This window comes from Halobacillus sp. AWH4_228, assembly GCF_056158365.1.
Window position 1 is genome coordinate 2,679,315 of sequence record NZ_JBSWTE010000001.1, and the last position, 22,726, is coordinate 2,702,040.

A 22,726-nucleotide genomic window follows, 5' to 3' on the forward strand; every position below is an offset into this window, starting at 1 on the left:
ATCATAACCCCCTTGCTTTTCGCTCAATGCGTTTGATTTCTTCTACAGATACGTAATAGCCGTCATCATAGTCGAAGGAGCGGAGAATCATAACAGCGACTCCACCGATCAGACCAAAGATGGCTACTGGCATCCATTCGAATACAAGACCAAAGCTTGCAAGTCCGAGGAACGCCATCATAATGATCGGCGTTGCTTTGTAGCTCGGCATGTGAATCGGCTTCAGCTGTGATTCGTCAAATGTTGTCTTACCTTCTTCTTTCATGCGTACGTAAGGATCGATTTCATCCACGTAAGGCACGGTAGCGAAGTTGTAGAATGGTACCGGCGTCGTTGTCGCCCATTCGAGCGTACGGCCGTTCCCGTTCCAGGAATCTCCTGTTTTTTCGCGTTCCGCATGACGGAAGCTGTAGTAAACGTTGTAGACAAAGACGATGAACCCAAGTCCCATTCCGAATGCTCCGACGGTGGAAATGACGTTCAATGGCAGCCACTCGACGACGTTCGTAATGAACAGGCGGCGCGGCATTCCGTCAAGACCAAGGAAGTACTGCGGGAAGAAGCAGACGTGGAACCCGAAGAAGAAGATCCAGAATGCCCATTTTCCAAGTCGTTCGTTCATCTTGTGACCGAACATCTTCGGATACCAGAATACAAGACCCGCGAAGCAGGCAAAGACTGTACCCGCGATCAGTACATAGTGGAAGTGCGCAACAAGGAAGTACGAGTTATGGAACTGATAGTCCGCTGCGGCCATTCCGAGCATAACCCCTGTAACCCCGCCGAGAATGAAACTCGGAATAAAGGCCAGAGACCAAAGCATCGGAACCGTAAACTCGATTTTCGATTTATACAGCGTCGCAAGCCAGTTAAAGATTTTAACCCCTGTCGGCACTGCGATCAGCATCGTAGATACAGAGAATACAGAGTTAACAAAGGCTCCGGCTCCCATTGTAAAGAAGTGGTGCACCCATACAAGGAAACTTAACAGAGCAATGATGATCATCGACCAGACCATCGCGTGATAACCGAACAAACGCTTCTTCGCGAATGTGGCAATGATTTCTGAGAAGATACCGAAAGCCGGAAGGATAACGATATAAACCTCAGGGTGGCCCCACATCCAGAACAAGTTGGCCCACATCATCGGAAGTCCTTCCGCTGTCAGCGTGAAGAAGTGAGCTCCGAAGATACGATCGATCGTAAGAAGTGCAAGCGCAACGGTCAGGATCGGAAACGCAAATACGATAATGAAACATGTGACAAGAGTGGACCATGTAAAGATCGGCATATGGAACAGCTTCATTCCAGGAGCACGCATCTTAAGGATGGTTACCATCAAGTTAATTCCCGTTGCCAGTGTACCAATACCGGATAGCTGTAGTCCCATCAGGTAGAAGTTCTGACCCGGTCCCGGGCTTAATGCCGCACCGGAAAGTGGTGTGTAGCTTGTCCAACCGGCATCTGGTGATCCACCGATGACGAAGGAAATGTTAAAGAGCATCGCTCCAATGAAGAAGGACCAGAAACTCATGGCGTTCAACCAAGGAAACGCGAAGTCACGGGCTCCGATCTGCAATGGAACAACAATGTTCATCAAACCGATCAGGAACGGCATCGCCATGAAAATGATCATGACCGTTCCGTGCGTTGTGAAAATTTCGTTATAGTGCTGGGAATCGAGGAATCCCAAGTCTGGAAAAGCGAGCTGGACACGCATCATCAGGGCGTCCATACCGCCGCGGAATAACATCAGCAATGCACTGAGAATGTACATGACACCGATTTTTTTGTGGTCAACGGTCGTCAGCCATTCACGCCAGAGCCAGCCCCACTTCTTAAAGTAAGTTAATAGGACAGGAATGGCGATGGATACAAGCGCTATGGAGACCATGGCGGCATATATAATCGGCTCACCGGTGACTAATATATCTGTAATGCCCATGTTTTCACCTGCTTTCTTAACGTTCTATTGAAATTCTTCCTGTTTTTCAATTTCATCCAGGTGCAGTTTCTCTTTAAAGAGTTCTGCATAGTTTTCGGCTACAAAGCCCATTCCCTCATGAGTACCATGATCATAGTACTCCAGGTGAGTGGATGAATAAGCATCTTTTTCCGTCAAGCCCGGCTTCAGAAGCTCCTCATACTGTTCTTTGGACAGCTCAGGGGCTTCATTCTGGATGCCACTGACCCAGGTATTAAAGTCTTCTTCAGGTTCTGCGTGGACTTTGAACGTCTGAGCAGCGAACCCTTCGCCGTTGAAGTTGGAGTTACGTCCGTCATAGACGCCTTCTTCGTCAGCTTCCAGATAAAGAATGTTCATCATGCCCGCCATGTTGTATTTCTGCCCGCCTAGAGCAGGAATCCACAAGGCTGTCATGGAATCCGCGGATGTCAAATGGAATTCGATCGGACGATCCACTGGAATGTGCAGATAGTTGACTGTCTCAATGTCTTCTTCAGGGTAGCTGAAGAACCATTTCCAGTCGGCTGTGGTTGCATGAATGACAAGCGGCTCTTTAGCCTCTTCCCCTTCTGCAGGCTCTGCAGGTTTCTCCAGGTCAAACAATGTTGTCACTGTCGGAATCGACAGTAGAATAACGATGATTAACGGAATGACAGTCCAGATAATCTCAATCGTGGTATTGCCGTGCAGATTCGGAGCATAATCGCTTTCTTTACGTCCGGGACGATTCTCACGATATTTAATGACCATGAACGCAAAAAGAGCGAATACGACAACGATGATGCCTAACATAAACCAAAGAGAATATTTAATCAGTTCATATTGACTTTCTGCTGCAGGCCCCTTGGGATCGAGCACTGTCATCTCAAGCTGCCCACACCCACTAAGGAACAAAATCAATCCAAGTGGAAGCAGCCCAAACCATCTTTTACGAAGATGCTTAGCTTTCATTAGTTTTCACCCTCCTATCAACCAACCTATATAAGTATGAAACTAAGAATCTATATTGTTCTTATAGATCATAACGCTTGATAAATTATATCAGAAATTACAAAAATGCAAACAACCGTTCACGATTTTGTCAAAGAAGAGTCAAGACATTGTTAATAAATCGACACAAGTTAGACGCTTTCAAGGAAATATAAGGAAATAATAGTCATATTTACATACAAAAAACCTGCATTCCCCTTGAAGAGAAGCAGATTTTGTAAACTGCTGTTAAAGATGTGCCGACTCACTTCGACAGGGGTCCGTCATGATGTATAGAGTAATCAGCAGAAGCCGTTCATGATGCCTCCTTTCCTCTAAGTGCTGAACTTGCCCATTAACGGTCTGGGAATCTATTGCCTTTCTGTCTGCTTCTCAAACTCCTGAACATGTCCTTTAAGCAACTTTGCATCCTTCTACCTATCATCTAATCACATCTTTCGACAATTCTCTACTATTTATCGGCAGCCCACGTATCTGAATCGGTTTTTGGAGTCATAAAAAAAGCCTCCTCACCGGAAGCCGTTTCCCTCACTCATTTTGCAGATTCCTTCATTTGTATGGCCACAGACGACTGCACCGCACTCTCTCCTCTATGAGGATCCTGCGTATCCAGAACGTGTCCCTCATGTACAGCGGCCTCTGCCCCGCCATTAAAGATGGTAAAATATGAAGCTGTCACCGCTCCTGCGAGTTCATCCCTTTTTCCTTTTTTCACGAACGACACCGTATAATCTGTTCCTTGAGGAGACGTGACTTCCGCTTTTCCACCGATTGTATTATGAAGGGATAATTGGGCGGAAATCCGTACGACTGCATAGTTTCCCCTTTCTTCTTTCATACCGAAGATGCTGTACGCGTGATTAGCTGAACGTGTGACCCACAATTTTTCACCGACCGTCGTCACAATGGATTCCACATCACTTCCAGGGTGTTCATCAAGAAAATGTTCAACCGCTTCTTTCTCAGACGAAAAAGACTTTTCTTTCCCCTCCTGGACGGGCTCCCCTTTGCTGCATCCTGCTGAAATACTGAAGAGCAGAACGAGGAGCATGATCGTATACACCTGTTTCAATCCGCTCTCCTCCTTGCCATGTTTATGACTCATTTTATCATATATGGGTGAAATTCCCTGTGTAACAAAAGAAAAAGCCGGACCACTTAAGGTTCCGGCTTTCTACGCTTATTTATCTTCCGGCAGCAGGACGATTTTTCCGAGCTTTCCAGCTTCCTTAAAGAATTGCTGGGCTTCCTTCGCCTCTGTAAGCGGGAAGGTGCGCTCGATCACGGGTTTTAATTTACCTTCCGATATCGCTTTCAGCATCTTCTTGAATTCCTCTCTTGTTCCGAGCACAGAGCCATACATTGTAATGTGTTTCAAATAAAGCGTACGGAAATCGAGCTCTGTCTTTTGACCGCCTGCAGAACCGGATATGCAGAAGCGTCCGCCCTTTTTCAACACTTGGAGCGAAGTCGAGAATAAGGCATCTCCAACCACATCAAGCACAGCATCGATCGGACCGCCGGCGGCTTCAAGGATATCCTCATCAAGGTTAGCAGATTTATAGGAAACGACATGAGAAGCACCCAGTTCTTTCAATTGGTCTGCTTTATCAAGGTTTCCCACAACAGCGATCACCTCTGCTCCAAATACCTGGGCAGCAATCTGGACATTCAAAGATCCAACGCCGCCATTGGCTCCCGTCACCATCACTTTTTCACCGGGCTTGATTTGAATCTGTTCAACCATATGCCAAGCCGTTAATCCACTGACGGAGAAGACCGCACTCTCCGTGAAATCCTCCAACGGCATCGGCATACAAAGTTCAGCCGGCCAGGTGACATACTCCGCATATCCCCCGTCATATTCAGAGCCGATAAAGGACATATCCTCTGAGATGTGCTCCAGTCCTTCTTTTCCGCTCGATGTGAACGGGAATAATACGACATTCTCTCCTTCAAGGGAAGCTTTCACCCCATCTCCCGTTTTTACGACCGTACCCGTAATGTCCGATCCTGGAGTCCTCGGGAACTGAACACCTTCCGGGCGCCAGCCGGATTGGCTGCCCTGTCCGTATGCCCCTTCCCTCATCCAGATTTCCGTATTGTTAATGGCACACGCTTTCACCTTTATAAGAACTTCACCAGATTTCGGTTCTGGAACAGCCACCTCTTTTTCTTCAAGCATTTCAATACCACCATAACCTGTGACCTGCATGGCTTTCATCTATGAATGACCTCCTTCAACTCTTTTGTTCTCTATGTACAGGATAAGCAATCTGAAAAAAATTATCCAGTTAAACCGTTCGGTATACACGAATAAGAGCAGGAAGAACTATAAAATTCCCTGCTCTATCCATGGCCACTTATATTTCAGACCGTACAGGCGGACCATACTCTTTCAGTGATCCATTTCGCAGATCATTCGTATAGCTGGACAACATTTCGTCTATCATCAACAATTCTTCCCGGGAAAGCTGGAAGTCATCCACCTCTTCTACTCTTTCCAGCTGGGACGGTTTCCGCGCTCCCCACAAGACTACATCGGCACCAGGCTTATGATCCAGCAGCCAGCGGACCGCTAATGCAATGAGGCTGTGCCCGCGTTTAGATGCAAATGCCCCTAAGGACTCTACAGCTTCAATCAGCTGTGGAAAACGGTCCCCTTGAAAGAGCTCAATATGACTCCTTAGGTCACTTCGCGGAAAAGAAGCATTTTCGCCAAACTTTCCTGTCAACATTCCATGAGCAAGCGATCCCCAGGAAAGGGTGGCAATTTCATGATTGTGACTGTATTCGAACCAGTCGATAAGATAGCGCTGCAGCAGATTCAAATGCATCTGGGCGGTATGGATGGGAGCGTAATTCTGCCACTCGTCCATCTGCTCCGGACTGAAATTGCTCACACCAATCGCTCTGATCAAGCCGGATTCATAAAACGACCGCATCTTTTCCGCTGTTTCCTTGATAGGAAAATCCGGATCCGGCCAGTGGACCTGATAGATATCAAGATAATCCGTCTGCAGCCGCTTCATGCTGTTTTCAAGTTCCTGCTCCAGTTGATCCGGACGGCTGTCCCGCCAGCTGCCTTCCCTCGTCCAATCCACCCCGCCTTTTGTAGCAAGGACCAGTTCATCTCTCGGAACGTGTGAACAGGCGATGGCTTTTCCTACAAGCTCTTCCGCCAACCCTTTCCCATAAGCCGGTGCCGTATCTATCGTCGTGATGCCCTTACTCAAAGCGGCCTGGATCGTCTGGATGGATTCGTCCTCGTTCGTACCGCCCCATCCGGTGCCGCCGATGGCCCATGTTCCAAGAGCGATGCGGGTAGCTTCCACTTCACTGCGGCCAAGCTTCACTTTTTTCATAAGTGAGCCCCCTTCCTTTTTATGGGAACCATTAACCTATCTCTCTCTTTTCCAAACATGGAAACTCTTAGAAAACAAAAAAACTTCTAACCCTGTCAGAAGTTTTTTCAAAAGTATCACTGTATTCATGGTCACATTCCGCTCATACGAGAATGTATGCTGCGGATACGGACTCAGACTACTTTTTCCAGGAATAACACGGAGGATCTCTCCAACTGGAAACTCTTCGTCTCTTCGTCTCTTCAGCAGCTTTACGCGTTAATTTTTAAGTTTTCCAGTGTCAGAAAATAGTTAAGAACAAATTGACGGACTTCCCATTCAGGAATTGTATTTCTTCCGTCTGTAAATCCGCCTTCTTCGTAGGAAAAGTTTCCAAATGACAGGCGTTCGCCGGAAATCAGCTCGAGCATTACTTGATTCGTTTTCTCCATATACTGCATCACCATCACCCTTTCTACTAGAAGGTTAGACAGAATGATAGCTTTTTATACATGGACAACCCTATGAATCAATCATGGAGCTTTTCTTCTGCAAGAACGACTCCGTCTTCATCCACGTACGCATACTCCCCCGGATGCCAGACGACGTTCCCAAAAGTTAATGGAATATTCTCCTCTCCCTTGCCTTCCTTTTTGCTTTTCAACGGAAAAGTTCCGAGAGCAAGAACGCCGACATCTGTGTCTGCCACTTCGAGCGAATCCCTTATGTACCCGTGAATAATGACACCAGCAAGGTTCCTCTTCTCAGCGATAGCGGCTAGATTCCCTCCCATAAGGGCGCAGTTCTGCGAGCCCATGCCGTCGACGACCAATACATTTCCTGAAGGGATGGTTTCAAGCGCCTTTCTCACGAGCACATTGTCATCCTTCACCTGAACTGTGGAAATTGGGCCATGAAAGCTTTTCTTCCTGCCAAAGCTTTTTAATCCGGGGGAGGCTATGCGAAGCTTGTCCGGATAGTCATCACATAAATCTGCTGTCTTCACTTCCATTGATCTTCCTCCTTCAAAGGGAAAGTATAGAAAACGCCTATACAAACCATTCGCCTCTCCACCTCTATTATCCTTCTCTACCCAGGGGGGGCAGGGAGGATAACAATGGATGTGCCTATAATTTTGCAAGAGAAAAATCAGGGCCTTATTTAATAAACAATCCTTTTTCTTAAACTCCTCATTGAATGAAGTCACGAGGGAGCATCCACCGATAAGCGGCACGTGATCACCCATCGGGGCCGTTCCACTGGATGATCATTCCTATTTAGACCATCAAAAAAAGCAGGCACGGAAATTCCGTGCCTGCTTTTCTACGATATTAATAGAGTTTACCAAGGGCTTCTTTATCGAACGGCTTCAGTTCATCGGAACGACCTTCTTCTACCTTCTTCACCCATGCCGGGTCATGAAGCAGGGAACGGCCGATCGCTACAAGATCGAATTCATCGTTCTGCAGTTTCTCCATCAATCCATCAAGGCTTGAAGTCTCTGTGCTGGTGAAGGATGTGAACACACCATCAAGTCCGACAGAACCGACGGAAATAACCGGTTTGCCTGTGATTTTCTTCGTCCATCCAGCAAGGTTCAAATCAGAGCCTTCAAATTCCGGCTCCCAGAAACGGCGGGTGGAGCAGTGGAAAATATCCACGCCGGCTTCAACGAGCGGGTTCAAGAACTGCTCCAGCTCCTCCGGTGTTTCTACAAGTTTCGCTTGGAAATCATTCATCTTCCATTGGGAGAAGCGGAAAATGATCGGGAAATCCGGACCGACTTCACGTCGGCAGGCTTCTACGATTTCCACCGCGAACTGGGTGCGTCCCACAAGATCTCCACCGAAGCGGTCTGAACGCTTATTGGTCTGTTCCCAGAAAAACTGGTCAATCAAATAGCCGTGGGCGCCGTGGATTTCAATCGCATCAAAGCCGATACGTTTCGCATGGCCGGCAGCGGCCGCATAGGCTTCTACAAGATCTTCCACTTCTTCCGTTGTGAGGGGTTCGTTGATTTTCTCCCCATCCAGATTCAGACCGGACGGGCCGACAGCAGCGGCTTCCGGATTCGGAAGGTCGCCTTCATTACGGGTCATGCCCACATGCCAGAGCTGCGGTGCGATTTTACCGCCGGCTTCGTGCACTTCCTTCACGACATTTTCCCAGCCTTCCAGCGCTTCTTCGCCGTAGAAAAGAGGAATGTTTTCTCCGGATACAGAGGCCGGATGACCGATCCCTGTACCTTCTGTGACAATCAAACCGACATGGTTTTCCGCACGACGGCGGTAATAGGCGGCGACTTCCTCATTCGGTACACCACCCGGGGAAAACCCGCGAGTCATTGGCGCCATTACGGTCCGGTTTGCAAGTTCAAGCTGATCACTATTGAATTTTTCGAATAATGGTTGGACAGATGTTGGAACATTGTTTGTCATTATCTTTCCTCCTCCTTTTTCTCTGCTAGTTATTATTGCAGAGGAAAAGGACAAACAAAAGCGATACGTTTTGAGACCGGTAAACATGAGCCGATGGACTCACCTTATTCCTTCATAAACCAATGGGACGACCTCCGCTGAAACAACAGCACAAAGCCCCCAATGATGAGAAGCGTCTCCATAACGTACAGCCAGAAGAAGGAAGGAGCGGAGTCGAACCACGTAACGGTCTCTCCCATGCTGCTGATTAGACTGAAGGTAAACAATCCGAGATGAGTGATTCTGGCCCATTCCCTGCCGTCGTAGATCTTCCAAAGCAGAAACAGGCTGAATGATAGAAACAGAAGGAATCCCCCGATCAGCAAAGGCATGTAACCCTCTCCAAGTCCAGCTGAATCCAGCCCTGTCACTCCACGAATTATGGATAATAGGAGAGCGGTGCCTAACAGAAGAACGCCACGCACAACTCCTTTAGGTGGTTGGTTCGTTCGTTTTCGGTTTTCCACTGTATGTCCTCCTTCCACATTACAATAAAAAAAGGACCCCGATGGTACCAAGGTCCTTCACTTTTCACCCACATTCATGATGATTGTGTGGAATGGATACCGAGATGGGAAAGGGCTCCTTTCACATCCGCCATGGCCGGAATTTCCGATAAATCCATGTGCATGCGAGCGGCTTCTATGGCCATTTCGGGACGCAGTCCTGTAACAATCGTTTTGACACCGAGAAGCGAAAGCACGCGGTTGATTTTAAACAATGAATCGATGACAACACGATCGAACGTATATATTCCGGAAAAATCAATGATTAAATGATTCAGTTTCTGCATCTGCACCTTCTCAGGAATGACAGCCAGAATCTGTCCGGCTTTTTCCTGATCGATTTTCCCTGTCAGGGGAAGCACAGCTGTCTCATTCATTATCGGTACGATGGTGGCGGATAATTCGTTAATTTCCTTCACGACTGCCTGATGCTTCTCCTCGATAGCCTTTCTTTCGGTAATATCACGGATATAGGATTGAATGGCTCTGCGCTCTCCCATTTTGACAGGGTGGCAGTATAATTCGACAGGTACAGGCGTTCCGTCCATCCGGTACACTGTCTCCTCAATCACATCGGCCGGTTTCTCATAAGCCGAAAGAATCCGGTTCTGGATGGCCCCTTTGGACGTTTCCTGGAAAATATCCAGCGGACTGCTCCCCGTCACCTCTTCTTTCGTTGTTTGAAACAGCTTTTCAGCTGCCTTGTTTATGTAGATAATCTTGTAATCTGTGTGAATGATCAATGGATCGAGCGAATACTCCATCACTTCTTTGTAATCCACGTCAACGATGCTTTCAATCATGTTTCGTCCTCCTTGCAGTCAGACAGGGTCCTGTCTGTCGATCCAACCAGATGAAAATGGGAGGTCTCTATGATGCTGCTTCTTCTCTTATTCTAACATGTCCTCAGAAAAGCGTCTTTCAAACAGAATCTTTTATTTTCTGAAAAATTCAGTTTATTATAAAAAGGGAGTGGAAGATAGAGGAAGACCTATACTTTGATCAAGGAGTGACGATTTATGGAATCATCCATCCCGGAAATTGTATTGAATGACGGACTGCGCCTCCCTGTTATGGGATTCGGAACATCCGGATTGAAAGGAAATGAAGGGGCTGCAGCTGTCGAGAGTGCCATTCGGACAGGTTATCGTTTGATCGACAGTGCCTACAACTATGAAAATGAAGGAACCATCGGCGAAGCGGTCAAGCGCAGCGCTGTTTCCAGAGAAGAATTATTGATAACATCCAAGCTGCCCGGGCGCTACCACGAGTATGATAAAGCGGTGGAAGCCATTCAGGAATCCTTGTATAGAGGCGGTCTTGATTACTATGACCTATACTTAATCCACTGGCCGAATCCGGAAGAAGATCGCTTTGTGGAAGCTTGGCAGGCTTTGATCGACGCGAAGAAATGGGGACTCATCCGCTCGATCGGTGTCTGTAACTTCCTTCCTGAACACTTGGAGCGTTTGAAAAATGAGACCGGCGTCCTGCCGAGCATCAACCAGATTGAACTTCATCCCTACTTTCATCAGGAAGAACAGCGACGCTTCCATGAAGAGCACAACATCGCAACGGAATCGTGGAGTCCTCTCGCCCGCGTACAGGATATTCTCAATAACGATGTGATCCAGAAAATCGCAGATGAACAGAATCGTACGGTTTCCCAGGTGATCCTACGCTGGCATTATCAAATCGGTGCGGTATCGATTCCAAAATCGGCCAATCCGGTGCGTCAGAAAGAGAACCTTTCCATTTTTGATTTCTCCCTGAGTGAAAATCAGATGAACGATATCGCCTCCCTCACCAAGGAAGATGGCCGGATTCAGAATCAGGATCCAGCCGTTTATCAGGAATTTTAATAGAGATGCACAGAACAAAGAAAAGCTTAGAGGAAAACGTGCCGTTTCCCTCTAAGCTTTTTCATTTAATGCATCTTCACTTTTGCCAAATACTGATCCAGACAGTTGAACTGGGAGGTCATCCCGTCAATGACCTGCATCTCCAGTAATTTCTGGAGCTCTGCTTCAGATTCAAATTGACTCTCAATGATCAGCTTCGTCTCCTTACCCTCTGGAATAAAACGCAGGTCAATATCAATCATCGGAAGCTGTTCATTCACCATGCCTTCCGCGTCTGAAAACATATCTTTATACTGAATCCTTTTCATCGGTTCGATGGACTGAAAGATTCCAAGCCCCCAGGACTGCATCCCATAAAACTCACCCATGCCTTCATCCACACACGTCATTCCATAATGCCAGACTCCGTTCGGCATAAACTCGAAGGTTTTCACTTTCGTCTCCCAGCCTTCCGGACCCCACCATTTTTCCAGACGTTCCGGTTCCGAATAGGCTTGAAAAACAAGTTCCACAGGCGCCTGAAAGACACGTTCCAAGACAAGCATATTCCCTTTGACAGTAGAGTTCATGGTCAGCCTCCATTCATAATGGTCTACCCTATTTAACTTCCCGTTCCCCTGCAGGAATTCCTGCTTGACGTTTATTGCTTTTCCATATGACACTCAAAATGCTCCAACACGATCCCGGACTTCTCCATTTCAGGCAGTCCTCCGTTATCATAGCAGCCATTCGTCTTCTCCATCACTTCTGCATGACTTTGGTATATCAATAGAAAAGCCGTCGCTGCCAAAATAATGATCGCTGAACTGATAAAGAATATTTTCTTCATTGTTTCTCCCCCCTCCTTTTTTAGAAAATCTTCCAAGCCTTTACCTATCTCTTCGTTTTCAGAATTGTTATACTACATGTAAATCTATTGGAAAGGGTGGTTATTCATGAACAAACCGGCGATTGGATTTATCGGTACCGGAGTGATGGGAAAAAGCATGGCCCGCAATCTGATGCAGGCCGGATACCCGCTGCAGCTTTTCACCCGCACAAAAGAAAAAGCAGTCGAACTTATCGAGGACGGTGCCCACTGGTATGAGGATATCCCTTCCCTCGCAGCAGCATCCGACATCATCATTACGATTGTCGGCTATCCCAAGGATGTCGAAGAGGTATATTTCGGGGAAGCCGGGGTTCTACATAATGCTGGCCCGGGTTCAACCGTCATCGATATGACGACTTCCTCTCCTGACTTAGCAAAGACGATTGCCAACAAAGCGAAGGAAAAGGATATTCACGCTTTTGACGCCCCTGTTTCCGGCGGTGATGTTGGTGCGCGTAACGGAAAGCTGACGATTATGGTCGGCGGCGGACAAGAGTCTTTTGACGAAATAAAGCCCGTGTTCGAAGCCATGGGTGAGAACATCGTCCTTCAAGGAGAAGCCGGTGCCGGTCAGCATACAAAAATGTCCAACCAGATTGCCATTGCTTCCGGGATGATGGGTGTAACAGAAGCGATCCTGTATGCTGAAAAAGCCGGGCTCGACCCGAAAACCGTTTTGAAAAGCATCGAATTCGGTGCAGCCGGCAGCTGGTCCCTTTCCAACCTCGGTCCGCGGATGATTGATGGGAACTTCGACCCCGGGTTTTACGTCAAACACTTCATTAAAGATATGCAGATTGCCATCGAGTCCGCAGAAAAACTGGACATCCCCGTTCCGGGTCTGAAGCTTGCCAAGCAGCTGTATGATCAACTGGCAGAGGCCGGTGGTGAAAATAACGGAACACAGGCGTTATACAAATACTATGAACTTATAAAAGCAGAAGCATAAAAGGAAGGCTCCGGGTCGATGGTCTGGAGCCTTTGCATATGTATCTATTCGTTTCACTTCCCTGACTCGAACAAGTAATTATAGATGGATAAAAAGAAAACCGTAAAGACAGACAACCCTATGATATCGATCCAATCCATGACCCTACCTCCCTCCAATAACTGGAATTTAATTGTATCACGAAGGAGGTCGTCTATGTATGGTCAGCAGGTACGTTTTTCACGAAAAAAAGCCCGCCTCCCGGGCGGGCTTCCTGCTTGGAAAAAACTTTTTTTCTAGCGACTCCAAAGGAACGGGCATCCATACTTGGTCATGGTAGGATCTTTCCCACGCAAGCAGCAGTAACGCAGCCTGTACTGTTCTATTGAAACGGCGAAGGATCTATGCTCACCTTTCCCTTTTATCATATAGCGTAAAGTTGTTTTCCACAGGCACCGGCACGAGGAGCGTTCGGTGGTGACGCCTGCGGCAACAGCACGAGCCGAAGATCCACTTGGTCCAATGGTTTCTTGACCAAGTTAGCTGAGGCCGTGCCCGCGGCAGGCATCCGCCGAAAAGCGGAACGTACCGTCTCAACACGACATGCGGACTACTCTAACTGGATAGGACGAACGTTTTCTACAGACTGAACGCCAGCCTCCCGTGCGGGCTTCTTCTATGCTTTTTCTGTGACAGGAAGAGCAAAAACTTTCAGGCAGCCGATGATTCCAAGCAACAGAAAAATGAGCTCATACGGGGAATAGGCCAGCATCCAGCCGAAGACCGCCGGACCGATAATCGCTCCGACATTCAAAATGACAATACAGATACTGAAACCTTGAGCTGGTATCTTCGGAAAAACTTTCGCGCTCCATATCGGCAGGTAAGCCGCATACAGCATAAAGGAAGCTCCGAACAAAGCACCGGAAATGCATACCAGAATCCAGCTCTGGAATAGATACAGGATGGCAATACTCAGCGAATAAACAAGGATGGTCACGATAAAGCTCATCCTCATGCCCAGTCTGCTGATCATGTCTCCGGCACACAAACCGGCAAGACCGGCGATTCCTGTAATCAAAAAGAAGACGGCATTGGCATTCGTGATCGAGAAGTTTTCCTGGACGAAATCTGCCGCATACGTCCAGTAGGTTGCTTCTGTTACTCCAAACAGAAAAGAAGCGATATAAAAGGGATTGGCCTCTTTTGTAAAAAGAGGACGCAGGTCCGCCATCTTAATCGGAGCCCCAATCGTCTCCGCATTTTTTTCGGGAACAGAACGCCAGGCCCATAGAAGAATGAAATAACCGAACACGGCGCCCCCGCCCCAGATGATCCGCCAATCCCCGTTCAGAAGTAAATATAAAAGGGATATGAAAATCAAGCCAACAGAAGAACCTGTACTGATAATCGCAAGTGTCCGCTCCTGCACCCTTTCTTCAACGTGCTGGGTCACACTCTTTGAAAAGGACGACCAGGTCAACCCGGGACTGAAGCCGGCCAGCAGACAGGAAGCCGCAAAAATGAGCCAGCTGTCCGTCAGCGCTGCAGTTAAAAGACCCGTGGAGGCCGCGAAGATCCCTCCCAGAATCATCGGCCGGGCTCCGAATTTTGATACAAGAAGAATCACCATAAGAGCCCCGGCCAAAAACGTAATAAACGTTAGGCTCGAAATCACTCCGAGCAGTGATGCCGAAAGATCGAAGGAACTCCTGAATTCAGTGAACAATAAGCCGTAGCCATACCTGAACCAACCAAATATAATAGATAAAGCCAGTAAACCAATGATTGATATCTTAGGTATTTCCATTCGTTTTGCCATAAAACCATCCTTTGTATTCCATTTAGTTTTCTGGAATAGCATTACCCGGGTTCCACATAAATCAAACAGCTTAACTACAAAGGTTTTCATGGATAATTATCCCATCTTCAATCACGAGTTACTATTGGAATATACAAGTGATTCTCTTCTTAAGAAATTCAGCAGGAAGAAAAAGGAAGCGGGCGCTGGACCTGCCGGCAGATAACACGCCACCGCTCCTCCTACAGTCAATCAACCGTTTCATAAAAAAATGCCTGCTCGAAACGGGCAGGCATAAAATCGGTTATCCATTCACTTTTGCGTGCCATTCATCCCGGCGCCTTTTCTGCAGAAGTTCTTTGTAAAAAGCCAGCCGCACGACTTCGAAAATAGCGATACTCACGAAAGCACCGAGCCCTATAAGCAACGCTCCAAACATTGTTGCGACCATCATGAGCAGGAACAGTCCGAGCAGCGGCCATCTGGAGCCTTTCATCATTGAAAAGCTCTGCTTCAAACCGGCCATCATTCCTATATCGGGGTCATCGTACAGAATATAGGCGACTTGGGAAATACTTAAAAACAGCCAGACGATGCCGGCAAACAGAAGAAGCAGTGCTCCATACAAAGCCAGTACCGTGAGACTTCCACCTGCTATGGAAACCAAGCCTCCAAGCGCTGCATAGATCGTCATCATCCCAATCATTGTTAAAAGCAGATTAAATAAGAAAAAGACAACAGCCCCTTTATAAAGCAGCTGCCAATTTTGAAAAGGATAAGCACATGCCTTAGCAAAACGACGCCGCATCGTATAAGCGGTATTTGTTATGTAATCAACCATGATAAAAAAGAGAAAGCTGTTCAGCACAGAAGCTAAGACTATAGATAACAACGTCTCTGAGTTCAACACAGCCAATGGGTCAAAATTGATAATGACCGTCCCCTGAACAGGCAGGGTGCTTGCAATTACTTTAATCATGTAACAGAGAAATACGACCCCGATAATCCGAAGCCAGTTCCCATCAAGAATTCGAAAACCATCTTTTATAGAAGACCTAAGCATATCTTCCACCCCCTCTCATACTTTCAGACTAAGTCATTCTACCAAAAAAAGCATCCTTACGAATCAAAAGATGCTTTTCTCATCAATAACTATTTCTGCATTTCAAGACCGGACTCTCTTTACTTATTGAACCTCGGCTTACTAAAAAAAGCAGCCACCAGCATGAAAAACAACGACGCCAGCACGCCTAATGCCTCCTGATCGAACAAAATCGAGACAGGTATGGAGAACGCAGCACATATGAAAAACAACTGCATCAACATCCACTCACCTCCCTGTATTCTTTATGTACTGCTCAGAGATCCTTCCTTTTACAATCCAGCAGGAACCTTCATTTCAGATGGATAGATGATATTTACAAGAAAGGTACGACCTCCCCATTATGGTATTCCACCCCTTATCCCTGCTGTTACACTGCTGCGTGTATGGAAACAAGTCGTTCAGGCAGCCTCTGTTTCCAGGCTCATGGGCGCCCGTTTGTGATGGACTGAATCCAGTAGCCACCCGCCATAAGAATGAAAAAGCTGAAAAACATCACCGTATTCGCAGCTACGAGCCAGTAATTTTTCGCAAGCACGGCAAAGACAGTCCCGATGGGGGCGATAATAAAAATCAGCATCCATAATGGGCTGGCAGTCTGAAAAACGAGATTCGGCACCCACATGAGCAGGCTGATGACCAGACTGGACGCAGCTGTCCTCCTGTATAATTTTTCTTTTTCCATTTTCCCTTCTCCTTCCGACTACAAAAAACTGATAACCATGAAAACAAATAGAGCGAGAAAAAACAGAAGAGTACCTAAAACGATACATGGAGCTGTCCATTTCAAGAATCCTCTCTCTTTGTTCTTCCATGCGAGAAAAGCCAGCACGAGACTTCCCACTGCTGTACCCAGCGCACTGAAAAAGCAGATTTGGATCATGATTTTGCCAAAGCCCTCAGGGTCAGCCGGAGCCCCCCATAGGACATGACGATCAGCAGAACCGCGGATGCACTCAAACCTGCTGACCATACAATGTATGTACGCCTCACTAAAAAACTCCTTCTCTTTATTCATCCTTTTCATAAACGTGGACGAAGACAGAGCTAGGAATCCGACCACCAATAAAGGCTTCAAGCTTCCCCCTCCCCTCTTCGAAAGCGGCATATCGGAGGGTACAGCGGCATCAGCACCATTGTGCTCAACCGGTGTTACCGGCACCTCTTCAATTGCTGACCAGCGAAAAGGAGGTAGAAGAATGGACTCATGGTATCCCCTTCACGCTTTACAAAAAGACCTTTCTATCATTCCATATGATGGAATCTGTTTCAACGTCCTCCCTCCTATCTGGGGTAGACATGGTTATATTTTTAAAACGATAGATTAATCCCGTGTAAAAAAAGAAACCAGCAGCATCAGCACTCCATAAGCAAACGATACAAGAATGAAAATTACAAGAATACGGAAGGTTTCATACAGATACGGAAGAGCCGCAATTAATAAAATCATAAAAACAAAGCCCGCGATGTCTCTATTCTTTTCCTTCCTCGTTCGCGCTTCTGTCCGGCGCCTCATACGTTCCCCCCTCCTTTTTCAAAACTGCAGGACAATCCTTTCCCTTCTCTATTTATCTTTCACAAACCAGGACATCCAAACCCATCCCGCTCAGACCAGCAGATTTTTACGCAAATACGTTTGTATCACCAGTGGTCTGGGTACAAAATAGGAAGGATTTAGGAGAACAGGAGGTTTATAGATGAGCGCCAAACATATCCAGCCCAACCGCCACCATTATACAAAGCGGACGTTATGGTCCGGCCTGCTATTTGGAATCGGGCTGGCCGCTTTTATAGATGAAACCATCTTTCACCAGTTGTTAAGATGGCATCACTTTTACGATCAATCCACCACAGACGTGGGGCTGATCTCTGACGGATTGTTTCATGCCTTCAGCTGGTTTGCCACGATTGGAGGTTTGTTTTTATTTGCGGATGTCCGGCGCAGAAACGGATTATCCCTCACCCGCTGGTGGGGGGGTGTACTGACAGGCGCAGGAGCTTTTCAATTGTATGATGGGATCATCCAGCACAAGCTGATGAGACTGCATCAAATCCGTTATGTGGAAAATATTCTTCCCTATGACCTCGTATGGAATATATCGGCGGTCCTCATGATCCTGACAGGGGTGTTTCTCCTCAAACGCAGCAGTGGAAAGGGGGACATTTTCCATGCCTGACTATCATGGAGGGATGGGAGGAGGACTGATGGATGTGGGGATTATCGTTCTTTCTCTTCTTCTCATCGGCTTATACATAGGAGGCGGTATCCATTCCAGCCGTATCCGCCACCTTCACCGCTGGCCTTGGTTTCGTTATGTCTGCTGGGCGGCAGGGATTTTCTGCGTGTGGGCAGCCACAGGCAGCCCCATCGCCGACCAGGCGCACCATGACTTCCGTGCCCATATGCTGGGCCACCTCCTTTTAGGAATGCTCGGACCTCTCCTGCTTGTCCTTGCCGCCCCTGTGACTCTTCTTCTTCGAACACTGCCCGTTGCAGCTGCACGGAACGTTTCCCGTCTACTCAGGAGCTCTTATGCGGGGTTCATCAGCCACCCGGTTACCGCCTCTCTATTAAATATCGGCGGGTTATGGCTGCTTTACACGACCCCCCTTTACACCATGATGCATGAAAATTCCTGGATCCATGCCGCTGTTCACCTGCATGTTTTTCTAGCAGGCGTCCTTTTTACCAGCGCTATGATTTATATCGACCCTGCAGCCCACCGCTTCAGCTTTTTGTACAGGACGGTGGTATTCATCATCGCCCTTGCCGGACACGGGATCCTTTCCAAATACATTTATGCTTCTCCTCCGGATGGCGTCCCACAGCTTCAGGCTGAAGAAGGAGCCAAGCTTATGTATTACGGCGGGGATGTGATCGACGCTGCGATTATTTTCATCCTCTGCCTGCACTGGTACAAAGCCGCGGCTCCTGAAAAACGCGGAGCAGTCGCAGGCAGGTAATCGATTCGGGCGCACCACTTCACCAATCCCAACTTTTCCGTATTATAGGAAGCTTCTCCCTATCTTGCCGGATCCAAACTCACAAAAAAATCCCCCACAACCTGTGAGGGATTTTCCTTGATTATTACGGAATGTTGTTTCCTTCCACAAGAGACGCCTTGGAAAAATCATAATCAAAGCAGACACGGTAAAGCTCTTCGATTTCATAAAGCGTCGGTACTCTCGGATTGCTGGCTGGACTTCCACTGTCCCATGCATCCGCAGACATTTTACTGATAACGCTTTCAAATTCCTGTCTATCGATGCCCCATTCGTTTAAATTAGGGATGTTCAGCTCCCGGCATAATTCTTTGACGGAAGACACCGCATGATCCGCTGCTTGTTCATTGGAAGACAGCCCGTCCGGAGAAAAAATCCTTCCTACATCGGCCAGTCGATCAACCGCCTCCTTTCTGCTGAACTCCAGAACAGCGGGAAGCAGCATCGCGTTTGAGTAACCGTGGGGAACATGAAATAATGCACCAACCGGTCTCGACATGCCGTGAACCAGGCAGACAGAGGCATTGGAAAATGCAACCCCTGCCTGCATCGCAGCCAGGGACATCGCTTCTCTCGCATCCATGTTATCTCCATCATGATAAGCCGTTTTCAAATGCTGGACAATTAAATTCATTGCGGAAAGAGCCATAACATCGGCCATTGGATGGGACTTTTTCGATACATAGGCTTCAATCGCATGGCTTAAGGCATCAATTCCTGTAGCCGCTGTCACATGTTTCGGTGAAGAAAGAGTGAGGTTCGGATCAACAATCGCCACATCCGGCAAAAAGGCCGGCTGTTTGATCATCATTTTCACGTCATCCGTGGTGTTCGTAATGACGGTTACATCGGTTGCTTCTGAACCGGTTCCCGCTGTCGTCGGCACCGCCAGATGAGGCGCCGGCTTTACACCCACTGTTTTCTTCCCGCCCCGGTAATCACCGATATACCCTTCATTCGACGCAAGGACAGCAACGGCTTTAGCTGTATCTATACAGCTTCCGCCTCCCAGAGAGATCACTACATCACACTGCTTCGTCCGGAACAATTCGAGGGCTTCGGCTACATAAACATCTGTCGGTTCAGATTCAACTCCTGAATAAACCACGCTTTCCATATTCGATTCAGTTAAGTACTTCCGGCCTTCGTTGACATATCCCAGCTCGTCCATGACAGGATCGCTGATCATCAACGCTCTCCTTCCCCTGAGAGAGGCTTCTTTTCCGATCGTTTGAAAGGCTCCACGCCCATAGTGGATCGTTTCAGGCATTTGAAAGACGGCATAGTGCTTCACGACAACCCCACCTTTTGATTTTTTAATCACAAAACTTAGAACGGACGACCGCAGCCTGGTGGGAAAGATCTCTCGTGTACAGCTTTGAAGTTTTAAAGAGGTGTTATGTAGGTAGCAAACTCGTGGATGAAGGGTGTCATTCTGCTGCCTGCGGTGTTTGTTCGCTTTCATAATACAGATGTATTCGTTACCGATATCCCATATTTTACGCTGATGGGGATGCTCCGAATCGATCAGAACCCTTCCCCTTTCCACCGGCTCATAAAGCCCGTGATCTGTCAGCTTTTTTCAGGTTGGCACTCCGGTGCTCTTCTATCCCATACAACCGTTTCTTTCGACCTTTCTCCAAGTATGGCACCTCCTATTTTTTGTAATTATCTGTATTGTAACACAATTATTTTTTTAAAGAAGAATACAAAAGGACGCCCGCCGTAACAGCGGACGTCCTTTTGATTTTTTAATAATGAATCGGTGATCCCGGCCCTAAATCCGCTCCTGTCATCATCCAGATGATCAGCATGATCGTCCAGGAAATCAGGAAGAAGACGGTGTACGGGAACATGACGGATATGAGTGTTCCAATTCCCATTTTCTTATCGTACTTCTGAGCGAAGGCGATGATGATCGCAAAATAAGTCATCAGTGGTGTAATGATGTTCGTCGTTGAATCGGCTACCCGGTACGCCATTTGTGTCAGCTCCGGGGAATAGCCGAGCTGCATCATGATCGGTACGAACACCGGGGCCATCATCGCCCATTTTGCAGAGGCGCTGCCGATGAATAAGTTAATCACAGCAGCCACAAGGATGAACCCTAATATCAATGGGATGCCTGAAAGATTGGCGGATTCGAGCAGTTCAGCTCCGTACACGCCGATCACAAGCCCCATATTGGTCTCTGAAAAGTACGCGACAAACTGACCAGCTGTGAAAGCGAGCACAATGAACATCCCCATTGATGCCATCGTATCTGAAAGCTGTTCGGCTACATCCTTGTCATTTTTAATTTCCTTCGTGGCGATGCCGTAAAACAACCCTGGAATAAAGAACAGATTCGTTATGATTGGTACAAGAGAGCTCATGAACGGCGACTGGATAATCGCTCCATCTTCCCCTTTCAGCGGTGCGCCCGGCGGAAGAATCAACAGAGCCGTCAATACAGCAGCAATGGCAATGGAAATACCTGCCCATTTCAACCCTTTCTTTTCAACAGCCTCAAGACCTTTCAACTCTTCGCGGAACTGCCCCTTGTACTCACCAAGACGCGGCTCCACAACTTTTTCAGTTACAAGCCCGCCTACGAAGGTCAGAAGAAACACGGATACGATGATAAAGTAATAGTTCATCGCAATGTTCATGCCATCTGCATAAGCAGGATCAATGATCGCTGCCGCGTCAATCGTCAGCTCTCCCAGCAGGGGATCGGTCGCTGATAAAAACAAGTTGGCACTGAACCCGGCGGAAACACCGGCAAAAGCCGCAGCCAGACCTGCAAGCGGGTGGCGTCCGAGAGCAGCAAAAATCACGGCTCCCAGTGGCGGAAGCACTACATACCCGGCGTCAGACGCTACACTGGACATGACACCAGCGAATACGAGTCCATATGTAATCAATGCTCGAGGAACAGATAAGACGAAACCGCGGAGACACGCGCTGATCAGCCCTGTCCGTTCTGCGAGCCCGATTCCGATCATCGTCACGAGTACAACTCCAAGCGGAGCGAACCCGATAAAGTTTTCTGTCATACTGGAAAAAATGTACTCGATCCCATCGGCGCTGAGCAGGTTCTTAACTTCAACCCTTTCCCCTTCTTCCCCGGGATGCTCCACACTGACTCCAAAGCTTGAGACGACAGCCGATATAAGAACAACCAACAGAGCCAGGACAGCAAACAATGTGATTGGATGCGGAAGTTTATTCCCGACACGCTCAATGACATCCAACCCTTTTTGAAACAATCCTTTACGTTTGTTTTCCAAAACACATTTCTCCTCTCTTGTTGCAAAATAAAAAAACGGCTGAGAAACCTTTCCGCCGCTTTTATATATTCCTGCCGCTTTCAGTATATATGCAATGATTTTAAAAATGAAGACGCTTCCAACAATAATCAATATTAGCTCTATTCTGAAAATAATTAGTGATTTTCCTAGTGATGATTCGTGCAAAGTCAGGAAAGTGAATTTCTTTTTCACGGAAGGTTGACGTTTCGTCTTTACGCTGATATAGTAGTAATTAATTATTCTTGTTCGTTTAGGAATGAAAGCAGAAGGAACTATTGAGTGACTTTCGTCTGGAATGAATATGCAGAGCAATTATAGTAATACATTGTGGATCAGTTCCACGCAGGAGGTAACAATTTATGTTACAAGGTAATGTGAAATGGTTTAACGAAAGCAAAGGTTTCGGTTTTATTGAAGTAGAAGGACAAGACGATGTATTCGTACACTTCTCTGCTATTCAAGGCGAAGGTTTCAAAACACTAGAAGAAAACCAAACAGTAACATTCGAAATCGTTGAAGGCGACCGCGGACCACAAGCGGCTAACGTTCAAAAGTAATCGCGATTTCATAAAAAGAAGCTTCC

25 protein-coding genes are annotated in these 22,726 nt (G+C 47.3%); 5 read left to right on the top strand and 20 right to left on the bottom strand.

Annotated features, from left to right (window positions below):
* Position 1: 1 nt before the first annotated feature.
* The 10 genes from qoxB to ACXADP_RS13845 all read right to left on the bottom strand — a co-directional run bounded on the left by qoxB (position 2) and on the right by ACXADP_RS13845 (position 10,086).
* Entirely contained in the window at positions 2-1,945 is a 1,944-nt protein-coding gene (gene qoxB / locus ACXADP_RS13800; RefSeq protein ID WP_474971716.1) for a cytochrome aa3 quinol oxidase subunit I, read from the bottom strand.
* 24 nt (positions 1,946-1,969) lie between these two features.
* Positions 1,970-2,917 carry a cytochrome aa3 quinol oxidase subunit II gene (qoxA, locus tag ACXADP_RS13805; protein WP_474971717.1) on the bottom strand — a complete coding sequence of 316 codons (948 nt, stop codon included), beginning with the start codon at positions 2,915-2,917 and terminating at the stop codon, positions 1,970-1,972.
* 571 nt (positions 2,918-3,488) lie between these two features.
* Positions 3,489-4,028, bottom strand: a complete 540-nt coding sequence (locus ACXADP_RS13810) for a hypothetical protein (protein WP_474971718.1) — start codon at positions 4,026-4,028, stop codon at positions 3,489-3,491.
* A gap of 108 nt (positions 4,029-4,136) precedes the next feature.
* Positions 4,137-5,180, bottom strand: a complete 1,044-nt coding sequence (locus ACXADP_RS13815) for a zinc-binding dehydrogenase (protein ID WP_474971719.1) — start codon at positions 5,178-5,180, stop codon at positions 4,137-4,139.
* A gap of 139 nt (positions 5,181-5,319) precedes the next feature.
* Positions 5,320-6,321, bottom strand: a complete 1,002-nt coding sequence (locus tag ACXADP_RS13820; protein ID WP_474971720.1) for an aldo/keto reductase — start codon at positions 6,319-6,321, stop codon at positions 5,320-5,322.
* Positions 6,322-6,572: 251 nt separating this feature from the next.
* The gene (locus ACXADP_RS13825) at positions 6,573-6,761 is read right to left on the bottom strand and encodes a hypothetical protein (RefSeq protein ID WP_027953742.1); all 189 of its coding nucleotides are present in this window, start codon (positions 6,759-6,761) and stop codon (positions 6,573-6,575) included.
* Positions 6,762-6,829: 68 nt separating this feature from the next.
* Positions 6,830-7,312: a ribonuclease E activity regulator RraA gene (gene rraA / locus ACXADP_RS13830; RefSeq protein WP_474971721.1), complete on the bottom strand. Its 483-nt coding sequence runs from the start codon at positions 7,310-7,312 to the stop codon at positions 6,830-6,832.
* Between the two features lie 319 nt (positions 7,313-7,631).
* Positions 7,632-8,738 carry an NADH:flavin oxidoreductase gene (locus ACXADP_RS13835; RefSeq protein ID WP_474971722.1) on the bottom strand — a complete coding sequence of 369 codons (1,107 nt, stop codon included), beginning with the start codon at positions 8,736-8,738 and terminating at the stop codon, positions 7,632-7,634.
* A 104-nt stretch (positions 8,739-8,842) separates the two neighbouring features.
* A complete protein-coding gene (locus tag ACXADP_RS13840) occupies positions 8,843-9,244 on the bottom strand; it encodes a hypothetical protein (RefSeq protein WP_474971723.1) in 402 nt (133 codons plus the stop codon).
* A 74-nt stretch (positions 9,245-9,318) separates the two neighbouring features.
* On the bottom strand, positions 9,319-10,086 hold the full coding sequence (locus ACXADP_RS13845) for a PAS domain S-box protein (protein ID WP_474968067.1): 768 nt from the start codon (positions 10,084-10,086) through the stop codon (positions 9,319-9,321).
* A gap of 216 nt (positions 10,087-10,302) precedes the next feature.
* Here ACXADP_RS13845 and ACXADP_RS13850 point away from each other — a divergent pair, with 216 nt between their 5' ends.
* Positions 10,303-11,145 (top strand): aldo/keto reductase, encoded by an 843-nt coding sequence (locus tag ACXADP_RS13850; protein WP_474971724.1) that lies wholly within the window; start codon positions 10,303-10,305, stop codon positions 11,143-11,145.
* Between the two features lie 65 nt (positions 11,146-11,210).
* Here ACXADP_RS13850 and ACXADP_RS13855 read toward each other — a convergent pair whose 3' ends face one another.
* Both ACXADP_RS13855 and ACXADP_RS13860 read right to left on the bottom strand, forming a co-directional pair.
* On the bottom strand, positions 11,211-11,714 hold the full coding sequence (locus tag ACXADP_RS13855) for an SRPBCC family protein (protein ID WP_474971725.1): 504 nt from the start codon (positions 11,712-11,714) through the stop codon (positions 11,211-11,213).
* Between the two features lie 71 nt (positions 11,715-11,785).
* Entirely contained in the window at positions 11,786-11,974 is a 189-nt protein-coding gene (locus tag ACXADP_RS13860) for a hypothetical protein (RefSeq protein WP_474971726.1), read from the bottom strand.
* A 106-nt stretch (positions 11,975-12,080) separates the two neighbouring features.
* Between ACXADP_RS13860 and ACXADP_RS13865 the strand changes: the two genes are divergently transcribed.
* The gene (locus tag ACXADP_RS13865; protein WP_474971727.1) at positions 12,081-12,965 is read left to right on the top strand and encodes an NAD(P)-dependent oxidoreductase; all 885 of its coding nucleotides are present in this window, start codon (positions 12,081-12,083) and stop codon (positions 12,963-12,965) included.
* A 655-nt stretch (positions 12,966-13,620) separates the two neighbouring features.
* Here the strand turns inward: ACXADP_RS13865 and ACXADP_RS13870 are convergent.
* The 6 genes from ACXADP_RS13870 to ACXADP_RS13895 form a co-directional block, all read right to left on the bottom strand.
* Entirely contained in the window at positions 13,621-14,766 is a 1,146-nt protein-coding gene (locus tag ACXADP_RS13870; protein WP_474971728.1) for an MFS transporter, read from the bottom strand.
* A 283-nt stretch (positions 14,767-15,049) separates the two neighbouring features.
* Positions 15,050-15,808: a DUF975 family protein gene (locus ACXADP_RS13875; RefSeq protein ID WP_474971729.1), complete on the bottom strand. Its 759-nt coding sequence runs from the start codon at positions 15,806-15,808 to the stop codon at positions 15,050-15,052.
* 119 nt (positions 15,809-15,927) lie between these two features.
* The gene (locus ACXADP_RS13880; RefSeq protein WP_474971730.1) at positions 15,928-16,071 is read right to left on the bottom strand and encodes a hypothetical protein; all 144 of its coding nucleotides are present in this window, start codon (positions 16,069-16,071) and stop codon (positions 15,928-15,930) included.
* A gap of 200 nt (positions 16,072-16,271) precedes the next feature.
* The gene (locus ACXADP_RS13885) at positions 16,272-16,532 is read right to left on the bottom strand and encodes a hypothetical protein (RefSeq protein WP_474971731.1); all 261 of its coding nucleotides are present in this window, start codon (positions 16,530-16,532) and stop codon (positions 16,272-16,274) included.
* 18 nt (positions 16,533-16,550) lie between these two features.
* On the bottom strand, positions 16,551-16,925 hold the full coding sequence (locus ACXADP_RS13890; protein WP_474971732.1) for a hypothetical protein: 375 nt from the start codon (positions 16,923-16,925) through the stop codon (positions 16,551-16,553).
* A gap of 246 nt (positions 16,926-17,171) precedes the next feature.
* Positions 17,172-17,363 (bottom strand): hypothetical protein, encoded by a 192-nt coding sequence (locus ACXADP_RS13895; RefSeq protein ID WP_474971733.1) that lies wholly within the window; start codon positions 17,361-17,363, stop codon positions 17,172-17,174.
* Positions 17,364-17,544: 181 nt separating this feature from the next.
* On the opposite strand from ACXADP_RS13895, the gene ACXADP_RS13900 reads away from it, so the two are divergent.
* Positions 17,545-18,024 (top strand): DUF2243 domain-containing protein, encoded by a 480-nt coding sequence (locus ACXADP_RS13900; protein WP_474968056.1) that lies wholly within the window; start codon positions 17,545-17,547, stop codon positions 18,022-18,024.
* A complete protein-coding gene (locus ACXADP_RS13905; protein ID WP_474968055.1) occupies positions 18,017-18,811 on the top strand; it encodes a cytochrome c oxidase assembly protein in 795 nt (264 codons plus the stop codon). The genes ACXADP_RS13900 and ACXADP_RS13905 overlap by 8 nt, the downstream gene beginning before the upstream one ends.
* A 124-nt stretch (positions 18,812-18,935) precedes the next feature.
* Here the strand turns inward: ACXADP_RS13905 and ACXADP_RS13910 are convergent, their stop codons facing one another.
* Both ACXADP_RS13910 and ACXADP_RS13915 read right to left on the bottom strand, forming a co-directional pair.
* Positions 18,936-20,144 carry an iron-containing alcohol dehydrogenase gene (locus tag ACXADP_RS13910; RefSeq protein WP_474971734.1) on the bottom strand — a complete coding sequence of 403 codons (1,209 nt, stop codon included), beginning with the start codon at positions 20,142-20,144 and terminating at the stop codon, positions 18,936-18,938.
* A gap of 457 nt (positions 20,145-20,601) precedes the next feature.
* A complete protein-coding gene (locus ACXADP_RS13915; protein WP_474971735.1) occupies positions 20,602-22,122 on the bottom strand; it encodes an AbgT family transporter in 1,521 nt (506 codons plus the stop codon).
* Between the two features lie 380 nt (positions 22,123-22,502).
* Between ACXADP_RS13915 and ACXADP_RS13920 the strand changes: the two genes are divergently transcribed.
* Entirely contained in the window at positions 22,503-22,700 is a 198-nt protein-coding gene (locus ACXADP_RS13920; protein ID WP_027953723.1) for a cold-shock protein, read from the top strand.
* The last annotated feature ends 26 nt before the right edge of the window (positions 22,701-22,726 follow it).

What these genes read in the sequence shown, in the direction of transcription:
- ACXADP_RS13825 (WP_027953742.1), bottom strand. Translation starts at nt 6,761, where the DNA reads ATGCAGTATATGGAGAAAACGAATCAAGTAATGCTCGAGCTGATTTCC.
- ACXADP_RS13850 (WP_474971724.1), top strand. Translation starts at nt 10,303, where the DNA reads ATGGAATCATCCATCCCGGAAATTGTATTGAATGACGGACTGCGCCTC.
- ACXADP_RS13865 (WP_474971727.1), top strand. Translation starts at nt 12,081, where the DNA reads ATGAACAAACCGGCGATTGGATTTATCGGTACCGGAGTGATGGGAAAA.
- ACXADP_RS13920 (WP_027953723.1), top strand. Translation starts at nt 22,503, where the DNA reads ATGTTACAAGGTAATGTGAAATGGTTTAACGAAAGCAAAGGTTTCGGT.
- qoxA (WP_474971717.1), bottom strand. Translation starts at nt 2,917, where the DNA reads ATGAAAGCTAAGCATCTTCGTAAAAGATGGTTTGGGCTGCTTCCACTT.
- ACXADP_RS13875 (WP_474971729.1), bottom strand. Translation starts at nt 15,808, where the DNA reads ATGCTTAGGTCTTCTATAAAAGATGGTTTTCGAATTCTTGATGGGAAC.
- ACXADP_RS13855 (WP_474971725.1), bottom strand. Translation starts at nt 11,714, where the DNA reads ATGAACTCTACTGTCAAAGGGAATATGCTTGTCTTGGAACGTGTCTTT.
- ACXADP_RS13820 (WP_474971720.1), bottom strand. Translation starts at nt 6,321, where the DNA reads ATGAAAAAAGTGAAGCTTGGCCGCAGTGAAGTGGAAGCTACCCGCATC.
- ACXADP_RS13885 (WP_474971731.1), bottom strand. Translation starts at nt 16,532, where the DNA reads ATGGAAAAAGAAAAATTATACAGGAGGACAGCTGCGTCCAGTCTGGTC.
- ACXADP_RS13845 (WP_474968067.1), bottom strand. Translation starts at nt 10,086, where the DNA reads ATGATTGAAAGCATCGTTGACGTGGATTACAAAGAAGTGATGGAGTAT.
- ACXADP_RS13815 (WP_474971719.1), bottom strand. Translation starts at nt 5,180, where the DNA reads ATGAAAGCCATGCAGGTCACAGGTTATGGTGGTATTGAAATGCTTGAA.
- ACXADP_RS13870 (WP_474971728.1), bottom strand. Translation starts at nt 14,766, where the DNA reads ATGGCAAAACGAATGGAAATACCTAAGATATCAATCATTGGTTTACTG.
- ACXADP_RS13905 (WP_474968055.1), top strand. Translation starts at nt 18,017, where the DNA reads ATGCCTGACTATCATGGAGGGATGGGAGGAGGACTGATGGATGTGGGG.
- ACXADP_RS13835 (WP_474971722.1), bottom strand. Translation starts at nt 8,738, where the DNA reads ATGACAAACAATGTTCCAACATCTGTCCAACCATTATTCGAAAAATTC.
- qoxB (WP_474971716.1), bottom strand. Translation starts at nt 1,945, where the DNA reads ATGGGCATTACAGATATATTAGTCACCGGTGAGCCGATTATATATGCC.
- ACXADP_RS13880 (WP_474971730.1), bottom strand. Translation starts at nt 16,071, where the DNA reads ATGTTGATGCAGTTGTTTTTCATATGTGCTGCGTTCTCCATACCTGTC.
- rraA (WP_474971721.1), bottom strand. Translation starts at nt 7,312, where the DNA reads ATGGAAGTGAAGACAGCAGATTTATGTGATGACTATCCGGACAAGCTT.
- ACXADP_RS13895 (WP_474971733.1), bottom strand. Translation starts at nt 17,363, where the DNA reads ATGAGGCGCCGGACAGAAGCGCGAACGAGGAAGGAAAAGAATAGAGAC.
- ACXADP_RS13900 (WP_474968056.1), top strand. Translation starts at nt 17,545, where the DNA reads ATGAGCGCCAAACATATCCAGCCCAACCGCCACCATTATACAAAGCGG.
- ACXADP_RS13860 (WP_474971726.1), bottom strand. Translation starts at nt 11,974, where the DNA reads ATGAAGAAAATATTCTTTATCAGTTCAGCGATCATTATTTTGGCAGCG.